Annotated in this window: 15 protein-coding genes; all 15 read right to left on the minus strand. The window is 37.4% G+C overall.

The window, feature by feature from the left end:
* The 15 genes from ACWTVK_RS03495 to ACWTVK_RS03565 all read right to left on the minus strand — a co-directional run bounded on the left by ACWTVK_RS03495 (position 1) and on the right by ACWTVK_RS03565 (position 15,428).
* Positions 1 to 1,068 carry a glycosyltransferase gene (locus ACWTVK_RS03495; protein ID WP_456045941.1) on the minus strand — a complete coding sequence of 356 codons (1,068 nt, stop codon included), beginning with the start codon at positions 1,066 to 1,068 and terminating at the stop codon, positions 1 to 3.
* Positions 1,065 to 2,114, minus strand: coding sequence for an NAD-dependent epimerase/dehydratase family protein (locus ACWTVK_RS03500; protein ID WP_456045942.1), 1,050 nt, complete (start codon positions 2,112 to 2,114; stop codon positions 1,065 to 1,067). The genes ACWTVK_RS03495 and ACWTVK_RS03500 overlap by 4 nt, the downstream gene beginning before the upstream one ends.
* Positions 2,107 to 2,829: an IspD/TarI family cytidylyltransferase gene (locus ACWTVK_RS03505; RefSeq protein ID WP_105085427.1), complete on the minus strand. Its 723-nt coding sequence runs from the start codon at positions 2,827 to 2,829 to the stop codon at positions 2,107 to 2,109. Before ACWTVK_RS03505 ends, ACWTVK_RS03500 begins: the two co-directional genes overlap by 8 nt.
* A gap of 9 nt (positions 2,830 to 2,838) precedes the next feature.
* On the minus strand, positions 2,839 to 3,705 hold the full coding sequence (locus ACWTVK_RS03510; RefSeq protein WP_456045943.1) for a LicD family protein: 867 nt from the start codon (positions 3,703 to 3,705) through the stop codon (positions 2,839 to 2,841).
* Between the two features lie 11 nt (positions 3,706 to 3,716).
* Positions 3,717 to 4,403: a sugar transferase gene (locus ACWTVK_RS03515; protein ID WP_303938257.1), complete on the minus strand. Its 687-nt coding sequence runs from the start codon at positions 4,401 to 4,403 to the stop codon at positions 3,717 to 3,719.
* Complete coding sequence (locus ACWTVK_RS03520) at positions 4,397 to 5,602, minus strand: DegT/DnrJ/EryC1/StrS family aminotransferase (RefSeq protein WP_456045944.1); 1,206 nt, start codon at positions 5,600 to 5,602, stop codon at positions 4,397 to 4,399. Before ACWTVK_RS03520 ends, ACWTVK_RS03515 begins: the two co-directional genes overlap by 7 nt.
* Positions 5,603 to 5,671: 69 nt before the next feature.
* Positions 5,672 to 6,283, minus strand: a complete 612-nt coding sequence (locus ACWTVK_RS03525; RefSeq protein ID WP_456045945.1) for a CpsD/CapB family tyrosine-protein kinase — start codon at positions 6,281 to 6,283, stop codon at positions 5,672 to 5,674.
* Between the two features lies 1 nt (position 6,284).
* Positions 6,285 to 7,730 (minus strand): GumC family protein, encoded by a 1,446-nt coding sequence (locus tag ACWTVK_RS03530; protein ID WP_456045946.1) that lies wholly within the window; start codon positions 7,728 to 7,730, stop codon positions 6,285 to 6,287.
* Between the two features lie 120 nt (positions 7,731 to 7,850).
* Positions 7,851 to 9,677: a polysaccharide biosynthesis protein gene (locus ACWTVK_RS03535; protein WP_303939728.1), complete on the minus strand. Its 1,827-nt coding sequence runs from the start codon at positions 9,675 to 9,677 to the stop codon at positions 7,851 to 7,853.
* A gap of 36 nt (positions 9,678 to 9,713) precedes the next feature.
* On the minus strand, positions 9,714 to 10,457 hold the full coding sequence (locus ACWTVK_RS03540; protein WP_456045947.1) for a polysaccharide biosynthesis/export family protein: 744 nt from the start codon (positions 10,455 to 10,457) through the stop codon (positions 9,714 to 9,716).
* Between the two features lie 428 nt (positions 10,458 to 10,885).
* Complete coding sequence (locus tag ACWTVK_RS03545) at positions 10,886 to 11,596, minus strand: ABC transporter ATP-binding protein (RefSeq protein WP_456045948.1); 711 nt, start codon at positions 11,594 to 11,596, stop codon at positions 10,886 to 10,888.
* A gap of 1 nt (position 11,597) precedes the next feature.
* Complete coding sequence (locus ACWTVK_RS03550) at positions 11,598 to 12,359, minus strand: ABC transporter ATP-binding protein (protein ID WP_129822886.1); 762 nt, start codon at positions 12,357 to 12,359, stop codon at positions 11,598 to 11,600.
* 11 nt (positions 12,360 to 12,370) lie between these two features.
* Positions 12,371 to 13,381 (minus strand): branched-chain amino acid ABC transporter permease, encoded by a 1,011-nt coding sequence (locus ACWTVK_RS03555; RefSeq protein WP_456045949.1) that lies wholly within the window; start codon positions 13,379 to 13,381, stop codon positions 12,371 to 12,373.
* Positions 13,381 to 14,262, minus strand: a complete 882-nt coding sequence (locus ACWTVK_RS03560; RefSeq protein ID WP_060924778.1) for a branched-chain amino acid ABC transporter permease — start codon at positions 14,260 to 14,262, stop codon at positions 13,381 to 13,383. The genes ACWTVK_RS03555 and ACWTVK_RS03560 overlap by 1 nt, the downstream gene beginning before the upstream one ends.
* 17 nt (positions 14,263 to 14,279) lie before the next feature.
* Positions 14,280 to 15,428, minus strand: a complete 1,149-nt coding sequence (locus ACWTVK_RS03565) for an ABC transporter substrate-binding protein (protein ID WP_295819146.1) — start codon at positions 15,426 to 15,428, stop codon at positions 14,280 to 14,282.
* Between the last annotated feature and the right edge of the window lie 64 nt (positions 15,429 to 15,492).

Genomic DNA, 15,492 nt, shown 5'->3' on the forward strand with positions numbered 1-15,492 from the left:
TCATAAAACCTCTAACCAACGTTTAGCAATTTTACATAGTGGGAATTTATCTCGCACCTTGATAGCTTCCTGTGAAAGTTTTGCTGCTAATGCAGGATCTTTCAGAATACTGCGCATAGCTTCATACATAGCCTTTGTATCTCCTACAGGTACCAAGATACCATTTTCTCCACTATTTATTACCATACGAGCACCACCTACTGGACAGTCTGTAACTACAGCAGGCAATCCCATGCCAAGTGCTTCTAACATAGAGTTTGAAATACCTTCAAAATCAGATGATGAAACATACATAGAACAAGGTGCAACCTTCTCTAAAATATTACTAGCAAAGCCAGGTAATAAAATACGATTCTCTAAATTGAGCGCTTTAATTTGAGCACGTAGTTCATCCTCTAAAACACCTTGGCCATAAATAACAAGTTTATACTCTGGAAACTCATCTGCCAGCATACTAAAAGCATTAATCATCATAGGTAAATTCTTTTGAGGATGTAATCGACAGGCCGTAACAATCGTCTTCTCACGTTCCCCTTCTATTGGTGGTGGCAATTTACCATTAATAGGATTGGGAATGATAACACCACGTTCTTGTATAGATTTTGGGAAGTAAGAGCGAGCGTCTTCTGTTTGGAATACGAGAGCATCAGCAAATCTAAAGGCAAAATTACGCAATGCTTGTTGATACCAACCAATAGGCACCTTGCGCGGATTATTTCGCTCCGAAAAGACGATGCGATTCTTCACAAACCAAGAGCTAATGGCGAGAATAAAGCTCGATGCTGACAAAAACGATAAGCATGTTGCGTTAGGTCTTGTCTTCAAAATCTTGATCAGCTCTTTAATTTCCTGAATAAAGCGAATTACTTTATTAGAGCTTGTAGTATGAATCTGAATTTGTTCAATACCTTCCTCTAAAGCATATTCATTACCATAACGATTAGGGCTTGTTTGGATAACCGTAATATGGTGACCATCATGCACCCACTGACGAGCTAACTCTGTTAAAATACGTTCAGCTCCATCGTTACCGAGGGAGATGGTAACAATAATTATTTCCTTTTTCATAAGCCTTCCTCTTGGATATATTCTGCAAGTCTTACATAGGCCTGTGCCATTGACACTTTAGGCTGCCAACCTAAAGATTTCAACTTCTTAGAGCTTAAGAACATGTGAACTGTCGGTGCGTATCCTAAACCCTGTACATCTTCGGGAATGTCAAAAACTACTTCACTTTTTCCATGACTTACATGCGTAGCTACTAGATGCGCAATACTTGCTATGGAGCGAGTTTCCTCATCATGACAAATATTATATGCTTCACCAGCTTCGCCATCCTTCATGAGGGTTAAAATGCCCGTTAATGCATCAGTAATGTAGCAATAGTTCGACATGGAGTCACCTTTTGTATGAAGAATAATGTTTTCATTTCGTAGCGCACTCTTAGTAAACTGCATGAATACACGATTATCAGATACAGGAACACCTGGTCCAAAAGTTTGAGCAAGTCTAGCTATAACAGCAGGAACTCCAAATTCTACAGCATAGGACTTACAATAACACTCACATAATCTCTTACTTTCAGAATAAGAACTGCGAATATTTAAATGATCTAAATACCCTAATCGTTCTTCTGTCATCACTTGTCCAGATTCATAGGGTACACCATACTGTTCCATACTCGATAAGTACACAAGTTTTTTTACCGTTTTATGACGACCGAGCTCTAACATAGCTTCAGTACTATGAATTGATGTACGAATAGTTTCTACAGGATGCTCCATAAAGAATTTAGATTGTGTTGGTGCAGCACCATGTAAGATATAGTCACACGGTACGTCAATAGATTCTAAAGCACCATCGATAAGTGTAATGGAATCATTATCTAAGTAGTTACCTAATATAGCCTGTGCTTTATCATGACTTCGTACATGACCTATTACCTTTATGTCCAAGTTAAAAGTCTCATTGGCAAGTATAAGCAATTTTATAAACATAGAGCCAATAAGTCCCGTCGCACCTGTCACAAGAATGCGTTGATGGCGGAGGAATTCAAAGTACTCTTTGTCTTGTAATAAAGCTGTTAACTCGCGTTTAATAACGGAATTACTCATCTTGTAATCCTCCTAATTCACGGTTTTTAATAATACCCGTGAACATATAATAATCAGATGGTGTAGTAATCTTTATATTTTCTGTTTCTCCTAATACTGGATACAAGGTGTATCCATAATGCATCATCATGGATGCAGAATCTATAAAATTATGGATGCCTTCTGTTTTAGCTTTATCATGAACCGATAAAATATCATCTAGTTTAAAGCTTTGAGGTGCTTTTGCCATAAGGCATTCGCTACGATTTAAAATTCGGTTTATAGAACCATTATCTGTAACCATAACGGTTTCAATAGCAGGTGTAACCGTAATAGCAGAACCCTTTGTTTCTACAGATTCAATATTTCTCTCTATTGTTGCCTTATCCACAAGTGGTCTAACACCATCGTGAATCAATACGGTAACCTCTTCATTAGGAAATAATCGTTTTGCCTCTGTCAATCCATTATATTGAGAGTCTAAAGCACTGTCTCCACCTGGAACAATGGATACAATTTTTTGTAAACCAGCCTCTTTGATGAGGTTTTTAGTATGATCAATCCACTCTGCTTTGCAAGCTAAAACAATACCGTCAATAGAGTCGGTTTGTTCAAATACATCTAAAGTTTGAATCAAAATAGGTCTACCGTTCCATTCTAGAAACTGTTTTGGCGTCTTGCTGTTATTCATTCGAGCACCTACGCCACCTGCAAAGATTACTGCTATTCGTTTCATAGGCCCTCCTTAAGGTTGAGCTTCGTTCTTGGCATAATGTATGCCTTTATACTCCTTGTAAGGTGTATGTAAATCAGCAAACACAGCATCATGTTTTGCTACACGCTGTTCTACTGGTGGTAATTGCATATAGTCGCCCCAAATGAGACGTAAATATCTTTCATACCCTTTCATAACAGGTATCTGATGACCTTCAAAGTCTTTATATATAACAGAATCAAAGTCTTCTCGAGGATGACGCAACTTCATGCCTTTTAAACTACCAATTAACTCAGTACACTCCTTGCTCGTATTAAAATCATATTTGGTCATTTGCTTCTCTGCAAACCGCCATATATGGTAACGTAATGACTGACTAGAGAATACCTTGTAGATACATCCTGCTAATGCACGATACATCGGTCCTTTATTATCCGGTAAACGTTGTGCATTAAAAAGTGCAAAGGTCATAGCCCACATAAGTTGTAAGGTACGGCTAATTTTTCCTGGTGCACAACCATCAATAGGCATAATTTCAAGAGCTAAACCATGACAAATATCTTCATGCATACTATGACGATTTATAAATGTCGTATGATTATCTCTAATAGAAGCACCTGCATCATGATAGATATGATGCCGATCCGTACGACAATAGGTATACCGTTCTGTATCAGCATATTTAGGCCACAACTCTGCTAGTTTTTCATAGTCAGGCCGAGGCATAAAAAGATCTAAATCATCATCCCAAGGGATAAAACCATTATGGCGTATAGCCCCAATGAGACCACCGCCGCAAAGATAGAATCGCAAATTATGTTTGTCACAGAACTCTTTAAAGTACAGCAACATAGTCAGCTCTTTCTCTTGTATTTCCTTTGTCATAGATGTACTCATAGGAACCTCTCTTAACGTAAAACAGCTAGTACGGTATCAATCATCGTTTTAATATCTTGTAAAAAAGAAAACTCTTTAATACTCTTTAAATTCCAAGCCATTTTGCCTGGTAAAACCTCATTGATATACACTTCATCAACATTTTTAGCATTTTGTAAAAGTTGATCTTCATCTTTATAAGCAATACTTGCAATACTTGTTACCCCTGCTGGTAATAACAAAGTTGCTTTCATTTCATTTGTGTAAGCCGCCACATAGCGAGGCACCTCTGGTCTTGTACCAACAAAGCTCATATCTCCTAATAGGATATTGATTAGCTGAGGCAATTCATCAAGACGACAGCTACGAAGCATATTGCCTACCTTTGTAACGCGCATATCATTTTGTGATGTCACCCGAGCACCTAATGATTCCGCATTTTTTACCATGGTACGAAATTTATAGATACCAAAGGTACGACCATATTGCGTCACCCGAGTTTGGCGGAAGAAGACCTCCCCTTCGCTATCTCGTTTAATCATTATGGCTAACACCAAAAATACAGGACTTAAAACAATGAGCATACCAGCGGCTATAACACGGTCAAATATGCTTTTACAAAGAAGGCTTGTTCGTCTTTGATTCAATATTTCAAAGTATGGACGCACCTCTTCACACTGCAACTCTTGTGGTAGATCGTGAAAGTTTTTTACTAACATTCGGTAATAATCCTTTTAAATGTTTCAATGATATATTGCACTTCTTCATTCGTTAGCAATGTATGAAGAGGCAATGTGATTTCATTTTTAAATTGATTATAAGCATTTGGATAATCATCAATGGTAAATCCTAAGTTCTTATAAGCCGTATGCATAGGAATTGGCTTATAGTGAACATTAGTTGCAATACCGGCTTCAGCCATAGCCTCGATTACCTTATTACGGTATTCAGCATCTTGACCATCTAATCGCACTAAATATAAGTGGCCACTACTTTGATGATCATCAGTATAATGATGTAACAATGTAACAGGTAAATCTTTAAAACCTGCATCATAAGCTGCGATGATTTCCTTACGTCGTGCTAACAGTTTTGGGTATCTTTCAAATTGAGCCAAACCAATAGCCGCCATAATATCGGTCATATTACATTTATAATATGTACCCTTAATATCGTATTCCCATGCACCAGCCTTTGTCTTAGCAAGAGCGTCCTTATCTTGTCCATGCAAAGATAATAATTGGAATTGCTTATAGATGACTTCATCATCAATACCATCTATATGTCGCCATGTAGCACAGCCCCCTTCGGCAGTCGTAAAGTTCTTTACTGCGTGGAAGGAAAAACTACTAAAATCAGCCACATTACCAGTTGGTATTCCTTTGTATGAAGCACCAAAGGAATGGGCACAGTCTGCCACGATAGGAATATGACCCAATGCTTTTTGAATATCATTGGCAGGTGCAAATAGCGATTTCTTTTCTTCTACAATAGAGCGTAACCTGTCATAGTCACAAGGCACCCCTGCAATATCTACAGGAATGATTGCCTTTGTTTTTGGTGTAATAGCACGAGCTACTGCATCATAATCCATTTCAAATGAATCTTTTTGGGTATCTACAATAACTAGTGTAGCCCCTACATGAGCAACAGGACTTGCACTAGCAGTATAGGAATAGGCACTAGTAATAACTTCATCGCCAGGTCCAATACCTAATACACGAAGAGACATTTCAAGCGCCGCGGTAGCAGAGTTTAAACAAACAGCTTTAGGTGTACCTAATTGAGCCGCAATCTTTTTTTCCAATTCTTTAGTACGCGGTCCAGTTGTAATCCAGCCACTCTTTAAGGCTTCAACAACTTCATTGATTTCTAACTCTGTAATATCAGGAGGGGAAAAATTAATTTTCATATACATCACCTCATTACTTTCTGTACCTCGTCGATACGCTTGATTTATCTAATGGAATATATATTAAATTATTGACTACACATCAATGACGATAGAACCTAGTAAAGGAATTCCAACTTGAGTAAGTCGTTTCTTAGCTTCTATTAAATCTTTAGGACTTGCTACTTCATTTTTAACAACAAGCATAACACCATCAGATTTTTCAGCTAATACAATAGCATCCGTAACATCTAATACTGGTGGTGTATCAATGATAACTACATCATATTCGTCGCGGATATAATCCCAAATTGTAGATAATTTACTAGAATCTACGACTTCAGAAGGAGATTCAACTATTTCGCCTGCAGTCAGTACATCTAAATGAGGGACAATATTGCGATGAATCGTCAAATCTTCATCCATAATAACTGCGTTTGTAAGGCCTTTATTTTGCACGTTGAATGCTACATGCTGAACTGGATTACGTAAATTACCATCTACCAAAAGAACTTTGTTATTATTCTTCGATAAAGCTAATGCCGTATTAGCCGCTACCTCAGAGGTACCTTCTCCACTAGTAGCAGCGGTGATACAAATGATCTTACATTTATGTTGATTACATACATATTGTAAATTGCTACGCAATGTACGATATGCTTCTACAAGTGGTGTATCACCACGCTCATTAGAAATTAGTCTAATCATATTAACCTCTCACTTTACGCCACAATGCTACAATACGATTGCTTGGTTCTTCATATTCCTTTTCTTCATGATTTGGAATGACACCTAAATTTTCAATGCCAAGAATATCATTAATTTCTTGTACCGATTGAACCTTGCGGTTGCAGAAGAACTGACCCAATGTGTAAAGGCAGCCTAGAATAATACCCAAAATTGCAGAGCCTAATAAAATAAGGATCTTACGAGGAGCAATAGCCTTTTCTGGCAATGTAGGAGCATCTACAATTTGAACTTCATTTGGTACCATTACTTCAGCTACTTTAGCCTCTTCCAAACGCTTAGATAACATTTCGTAAATGTCTTGGGCTACATCAACATCACGTTTTGCCTGGATATAGCCACGTTCTTTTTCAGGCAAACCTTTCATAGCTTCCTCATTTTCTTTATCAAGTTCCGCTAATGTAGATTCTTTACCTTGTGCTACAGCTAAAGCTGCTTCATTTCTGAATTTATCTGCTAATAAACCTTGCTGTGCAGAGTTGCTAGATGGTGCTTGTTGGGATGCAATAGCATTAATTTCAGCATTTAAACCACTCTTAGCTTCTTCGATTTGTTGGTTAATCTCTTTCATTGCCGGATGCTCATCAGTATATTTACCAACATAGGAGGCCTTACGAGATTCTAAGTCAGCTAATTGTCCTTTATATGCTTGAACAGTGGCACTATCAGCAATACTTTTACCTGCAGAGCCTAATTGCTCATTAATACTGCCTAAAGCTGCTTGCGCCGTTTCCAAATCCAATTGGTTTTGAGCTTTTTCACGATCAATAAGGGTAATCTTATCTGTTAGCCCCTTCATTTGATCCGCCGTGGAATATACCTTATTATCCACTTGGAATTGTTGTAATTTCTTTTCTGCTTGACCCAATTCTTCTTTTGCAGTTACCACACGTTTTTGTAAAAATTCGCGTGTCGTCCGTTGCTCAACATGGGAAATGTCTGCCAAGCGATTTAAGAATGTATCAATTAATAATTGATTAGCCTCTTGTGCTTGTTCTGGACTTTTACCAGTTACACTAACTTGTAATAATTCAGTTTCTTTATATGGTTTTGTTTCAATACGTGTTTTAACAAACTCTTCGTATGTAGGTGCTTTACCTGTTCCTTCTGGATCTTCAATCGCTGCAATAACAGGTTCTACAACATTACGACTCTTTAAAATTTCAGCATCTGTATTCATCAATTGACGTGCCATAGAGTCAGAGTAACCATTAGTACTTGATAAAACAGAATTACTTAATCCTTGAGATTGTTTAATGCGCAACATAGATGTAGATTGATAGGTAGATGGTGCTAGGAGACCATATGCACCACCCAATACTATACATGCTACCGTAACATTGATAATCTTACGACGTCGTTTAACGAGGACTCTACCGACCTCTTTTAAATCTATAATTTGTTCCACCCATATACCCCTTTCTGTGAAAGTATACAAACAACAGGGTCTCTCCCTCTTAGGAATAGTTACTGTATATCTCCCTCTCACGTAGACTACAGCTCTAAATAAATGATTGTAACTAAACTGTTATACATTATGATTTGGATGATATGTAGGAACGATGTCTTGTAATACATTGATTACATCCAAGTCAGATTTACATGTTTCAAAGCGATCAATTTCACGGCTTAACCATTCTTGATCTACATCTTCTAAGGCAGCTTCAAAGATTTTCTTATGTGTAGTTGTATTAGTACCTTCTTCAGCAGTTAATAATTCTTCATATAGCTTTTCACCTGGACGCAAGCCAGTAAATTCAATGTGAATATCTTTATCAGGCTCAAATCCAGAAAGGCGAATCATATTTTTCGCTAAATCAACAATTTTTACTGGTTCACCCATATCTAATAAGAACACTTCACCACCATTCCCCATTGCACCAGCTTGTAATACAAGTTGGCTTGCTTCTGGAATAGTCATAAAGTAACGAGTCATTTCAGGATCTGTAACTGTTACAGGTCCTCCAGCTTCAATTTGTTTGCGGAATAATGGAATAACAGAACCGCGACTACCAAGAACATTACCAAAGCGAACGGTAATAAACTTTGTATCGTACTTATGATTCATACCAAGTACAACCTTTTCTGCCACCCGTTTCGTAGCCCCCATAACACTTGTTGGATTTACCGCTTTATCTGTGGAAATCATAACGAAGCGCTCAACACCATGTGCGCCCGCTACATCTGCCACATTACGAGTGCCATAAATATTATTTAACACCGCTGCAATCGGTTGGATTTCCATAAGCGGTACATGTTTATGAGCTGCTGCGTGGAACACTACATCGGGTTCATAATCGGTAAAGATTTGGTCTAACTGATTTTTATCTCGAATATCAGCAATAATGGGAACCAATGTACCTTCAGGCACAATGGAACGCAACTCTTGGTGAATAAGATAAATACTATTTTCACCATGACCTAATAACAATAGTTTTTTAGGTCTTACTCGTAATACTTGACGACAAATTTCAGAGCCAATAGAACCACCTGCACCCGTAACAAGAACGACTTTATCTTTTAAATATGGTTCTACTTTTGATGTGTCTAGATGAATCTCATCACGTTCCAATAAATCTTCAATAGAAATAGGATGCAAATGAGATACTAAAACCTCATCATCTAATAATTGGTACATCCCGGGTAATGTGTTGATTTTACATTTTAGAGGTGAGCAGATTTCCATAATTTCTCGAATAACATCACGCTTTACCGATGGCATAGCAATGATAATTTCTTCAACCTTATATCTTGCTACAAGCATTGGAATATCTTCACGATTCCCTAAGATTCTAAAACCATTCATCAACCGGTTATGTTTATACATATCATCATCAACAAAGCCAATAATACGTCTTGAACGCTTATGATACCGTTCAATTTCACGAGCTATAATTGCACCAGCATCACCAGCACCTATAATGAGTGTATTTACTTGGCCACTTTCACCATCATCCCCATTACTATAGTGAAGTGCCACATAATGAAGTAACATGCGCCCCATACCAACTGTCCCCGTAGTGAGGAACCATGTAATAAAATAAATGGAACGTGGTAAAGATTTACCAAAAACAAACATAGAAGAATAGAAAATTCCTGTACCGATAGTGGTAGCTACAAAAACAGCTAAAACCTCTCTCATCCCTGCATAGCGCCATATACGCGTATATAGATGCATAACCAAGAACATCAACATATACGAAATCAGCAATAGTGGCAATGCGTCTACCATTTGATCAATATATCGAGGTTCTATATAGCCATCAAATCTTATAAATAAACTAATGAAAGCAACAATAACAATCGTCGCAATATCGGCAATAAACAGTATGGCTGGTAATAAATATGAACGCAAAAGAACGCCCCCTTATATGTGAGATAAACCCTATCCTTAATCCTTACCGATACGTGATACCATGTACGCACCAGTCAAAATTGGAGCAATATCACGAGCAAAGTTAATACGACTATTTTTAGTCAAGTAAAGAACATCCCCTTCTCGCATAATATAGTTTTCGGACATATCTCCAGTTTGTAACATGCGATTTAAATTAATAGGAATTGGTTTTTCAGGATTGTCTTGATGAATTAAATAAATTTTCTTTTTAGCTGTATCCCAGTTAAAGCTACCAGCAGCACCAATCGCATCAATAACAGTACTAGACTTAGTCAATGTATAAGCACCAGGCTTATTAATCTCACCGAATACGTACACCCGAACTCCTCCGAGTTTTGTAACATTTACAGTAATATCCGGATTAATAATGTACCGAGATAAACCTTGCTGTAATTGGGCGGTAAACTCATCGACGGTTAAACCATCTGCTTTTACCGGTCCCACCATAGGGAATGATACATATCCGTCAGGGCGAACAGTGTACATAATATCGTTACCATTACGTGTACCAAGATCTGCTTGTTGTACAACTTGAATAGTTAATTCATCACCTTGTCGTAGACGATACACCTTATCAGAACTCACTACAGATGCACTAGTTTCTAGTGGTACGTGTCCTTCAGTTTGTAATACTTTAGAATTGTAAGACTGTTCAGCTGTTACATTAACAGGTGCAGCCATGGATGTTGTTGTGGCACATAAGAATGCGGCCATCATCATATACTGTTTTTTATTCATATTTACCTCTTTGATTTACATTCAACTCACTCAATACAACACTTTATTTTTTAGAATTATTAATCCTAAAAAATCGCTTAAGTTATTTTATCATTATTTTAAACTTTCTTCTATAAACACAGCCCGTTCTGAGCTAACTTCATTAAACCTTTAAGAATAAATCGCGTAAATATAAGGTTTTCACCATTTTATTATGTGTATTTTTTTACGCATTTCACTCATATTTCACTCGATTTTTTCATTAAATTTAGATATATAAATAAAAAATATATAAACTCAATTCATGGTCGATTCATGGTCGATTCATAAAATCATCAAATTCTCATCAATTTTATTGATTAAACAAAAAAATAAGGTGTATATACTAGTTTTCTAGTATATACACCTTATTAAAAATTTTAGATAAGTCTATCGACTTAAAGTATTAATTATTCAACACGACCGCCTAAATATGCTTCCATAACGCGAGGATCATGACGTACTTCGTCAGCAGGACCAGATAATACCATCTTACCTGTTTCCAATACATACGCATAATCAGCTATTTTTAATGCTTGTCGCACATTTTGTTCTACCAAGAGAACAGTAGTTCCTTCAGCACTAATCTCTTTGATAGTTTCAAAGATTTCGTTTACTACTAATGGTGCAAGACCCATAGATGGTTCATCCAATAATAACAATTTTGGACGTGCCATAAGGGCGCGACCAATAGCCAACATTTGCTGTTGACCACCAGATAGAGTACCACCTAATTGATAACTACGTTCATCAAGGATTGGGAAGCGTTTAAATACTTTTTTGATATCTTCTTCAATCTCATTATCGTTACGGATATAAGCGCCCATTTCAAGGTTTTCATAAACGCTCATATCTTGAAGAATTTGGCGACCTTCTGGAACTAAAGAAATACCACCATGTACAATTTGATGTGTTTTATGACCAGTAATATCTTGGCCTTCAAATAATACTTTACCAGATGTTGGCTTTACAAGGCCCATTATGGTCTTCATAGTTGTAGACTTACCAGCACCATTAGCACCAATCAAGGATACAATAGAACCTTGTGGTACTTCTAAACTGATATCTTTTAAGGCTGTAATATGTCCATAACTAGCCACGATGTTTTCTAGCTTTAACATATTACGCCTCCTCTTTCCCTAAGTATGCTTCAATTACAGCCTCATTATTTTGAATTTCTTGAGGTGTACCTTCAGCAATCTTTTTACCAAAGTTGAACACTACCAAACGATCACAAATATTCATCATTAATTCCATGGCATGTTCAATAACTACAACAGTAATACCAAGATCGCGAATTTTACCAATCAATTGGCGTAACGCTTCTGTTTCACTATCATTCATACCTGCTGCTGGTTCATCTAGCAAAATTAATTGAGGATGTGTAGCCAAGGCACGAGCAATTTCAAGGCGACGTTGTTTACCATAAGGCAAAGATGTAGCAACCTCTTCAGCATCTTCTTCAAGACCTACGAGTTTTAAAAATTCATACGCAATGCCACGACAACGTTCTTCTTCAATACGTTGGCGTTTTGTTCTTAAGAAACTAGCAACGAAGCCAGAACCAGTTCGGCAATGCATACCAGTTAACACTGTTTCCAAAGCTGTCATATTGCCGAAGAGACGAATGTTTTGGAATGTACGAGCAATCCCCATTTCTACCGTTCTATGAGGCTTGATGCCTACAACAGACATACCATCAAATACGATTTCGCCAGAACTTACAGGGAATACACCAGTAATCAAGTTAAATAATGTAGTTTTACCAGCACCATTTGGCCCAATAACACCAAATACTTCACCTTGTTTTACACCAAAGGATATACCTGTGAGAGCTGCAACGCCACCAAAGCTTTTACTTACGTCATTTAATTCTAATAGCATTCAGTTCCCTCCTATCCTTGTTTTTCTTCTTGTTTACGTTTATACGCTTCAAAACGTTCTGTTAATACTTGTGATTCAGGAATATATGGGGCTTTCTTAAAGCCTAATTTACGACTAATTTTGTCTACCATAGATTCTGTTAAAATACCATCTGGACGAACTGCCATCAAGATGACTAGCAATGCACCGTAGATGATGTCCCGATAATCGGATAAGAAACGTAATACTTCTGGCAATAATGTAAGAATAAAGGAACCTAATACGGAGCCCCATACTACATTAGAACCACCAAATACAGGGAACAATAAGATTTGTACTACCTTGTGATAGCTAAAGTCTGTAGGATTAATAAAGTTTGTAATATGAGCATACAAACCACCGCCAATACCGGCGATGAAAGCACCAATGATAAATGCCATCATCTTGTAGTATACAACGTTAATCCCCATTAATTCTGCTGCATGATCATCCGCCTTAATCGCTGCAAAGGCACGACCAACACGACTATTATTAATGCGTACACAGAAGGCAATAATCAATACTAAAATGATTAGCAAAATAATAATAGACATTAAATTGCCCCATGCAACAGCATCGATGCCCATTAAACCATCGATATCAAGTTCATAGGCTAAATTTGTTAATTCTTGAGGAATAGATGGAATACCAGAAAGGCCTAATGCACCATTAGTAATATCCAAATTCAAGAAAATAACACGCACAACTTCACCAAAACCAAGAGTAGCAATGGCAAGATATAAACCGCGAAGACGTGTTGTTGGTAAGCCGATAATAACGGCTACAAGGCTAGCAACTAGGCCACCAATAATGATGCCTACAACGATAGGCAAATCAGCTTTCAAAGAAAGGATAGCCCCTACGTATGCACCAACACTCATAAAACCAGCAGCCCCTAAAGAAAGCTGACCACTTGCAAGTGTGAAGTAAATAGAAATACCCATGATGGCATTGATGATGAAGAACATCACGATCTGTAGATAATACGGGTTTAATAAATCCATTAAGGTCTACCCCCTTTATCTTTAGAACCAAACAAGCCTTGTGGGCGCCAGAATAATAATAGGATAATGAGGCCAAAGGCCACTGCGTCACGGAATGTAGAGGCTCCATATGCAACAGAGAAGATTTCTGCAACACCTAAAATAAAACCACCAACCATGGCGCCTGTAATATTACCAAGACCACCTAAGATAAGTACGGCAAGGCCTTTAAATCCAATAATAACACCCATAGTAGGCTCAATAGCATTGAAAGACAAGCCTACCAATACACCTGCAGCTGCACCCAAGGCAGATGCAATCATAACGGTAACAGATATAATCATTGTTGGATTAATGCCCAAAAGAGCCGCTGTTTCTGTACTCATAGATACGGCACGAATAGCCTTACCAATTTTAGTTTTCTTAATAACTATATTAAGAATTAGCATTAAAATAACAGAAACACCTAAACCAATAATTTGTACCATGGAAATTTTGAAAGCTCCAAAGTCGATTAGACCACCAATATAGTCTGGTGGGAAAGATCTTGTTTGAGGGCCCCAAAGCAATAATGCCAAACTTTCAAGAAAAATAGAAACACCAATAGTACTAATAAGTGGTGCCAAGTGAGACACCTTTTTCTTACGTAGTGGACGAAGCGCCACAAATTCTAATAGATAACCGAGGATAGCACCGACAGCCATAGCTACGATAAGGGCTACAAAAATGTTAACGTCAAAAACAGTTACCATAAAAAGACCAACGAAGGCACCTATCATAAAGATGCCTCCGTGTGCCATGTTGATGATATTTAAAACGCCAAACACAAGTGTTAAGCCAATAGCGAGTACAGCATATAAGCTACCGAGGGTTAACCCGTTAACTAATTGTTGTAAAAACACTATACTACCTCAACTTTTTATTTTTTTAATGCGTCAAATTGACCGTTTTTAATTTGTAAAACTTGAACTTCCATGGAAGGGTCACGTTTTTCGTTGAATTTGAATTGACCAGTTACACCAACGAAGTCAGCAATATTTTTCAAAGCATCGCGGAATTTTTCACGATCTGTAGTAGAACCTGCTTTTTTCAAAGCTGCTTCATAGAGGTATACAGCATCATAAGCTTGAGCTGCGAATTGGTCTGGTTCTTTACCGTATTTATCTTTATAAGCTTTACGGAAGTCTTTTACCTTTTGGTCTTCTTTATTAGGGAACCAAGGTGTACCTACGATAACACCATCAGCTGCAGCACCTGCAATTTTAATGAATTCAGGGCTGTTGAAACCATTAGAACCAATTACAGGTTGATTCATACCCATTTCACGCATTTTTTTCATGATTAATGCGCCTTCTTGGTAAAGAGAAGCAACTACGATAACATCAGGTTTTGCTTGTTGAATTTTAGTTAATTGTGCAGAGAAATCTGTATCTTTGTCTGCAAATGTTTCAGTATCAACGATTTGTACACCTTCAGATTCCAATGCTTTACGAGCTGTATTATTTACAGATACCATTTGGTCATTGTTATTAGAGTACATAATAGCTGCAGTTTTGAAGCCTAAAGTTTTATGTGCTTCTTTAATTGCAGTATCTACTGCCAAGGATTCAGGTACAGCGTTACGGAAAATGTAATCGCCGATATCTGTAATACCTTCAGCAGTTGTAGATGTGCCAAGAGCTACGATTTTGCTTTTGTTTGCTACAGGACCTGCTGCCATCATTTCGCCAGATAACATTGGGCCAATAACAGCTACAACTTTATCTTTAGAAATTACTTTATTCATTGCATTGATAGCTTCGTTTTTATCACCTTTAGTATCTTCTACTAATAAGTTGATTTTCACAGCATTTGCATCAGCGTTGATTTCGCTTACTGCCAATTCTGCACCAGCTTTAATGGATTCACCATATGCTGCTGCACCACCAGTTGTTGTTGTTAACAAAGCAATTTTAGCTTCATTGCTATTTGCATTACCTGCATCTTTATTACTGCCACAACCAGCAGCAACTGCCATTACACCAGCAAGACCAAAAATGGCTGCTTTTTTTAACATGGATTTATTCATGCTACACCCTTCCTTTGAAACATAAAACTTTAAATCTATATCTATATTATTAGAGTTTTTAATC

Source organism: Veillonella sp. Ser01 (assembly GCF_053850375.1).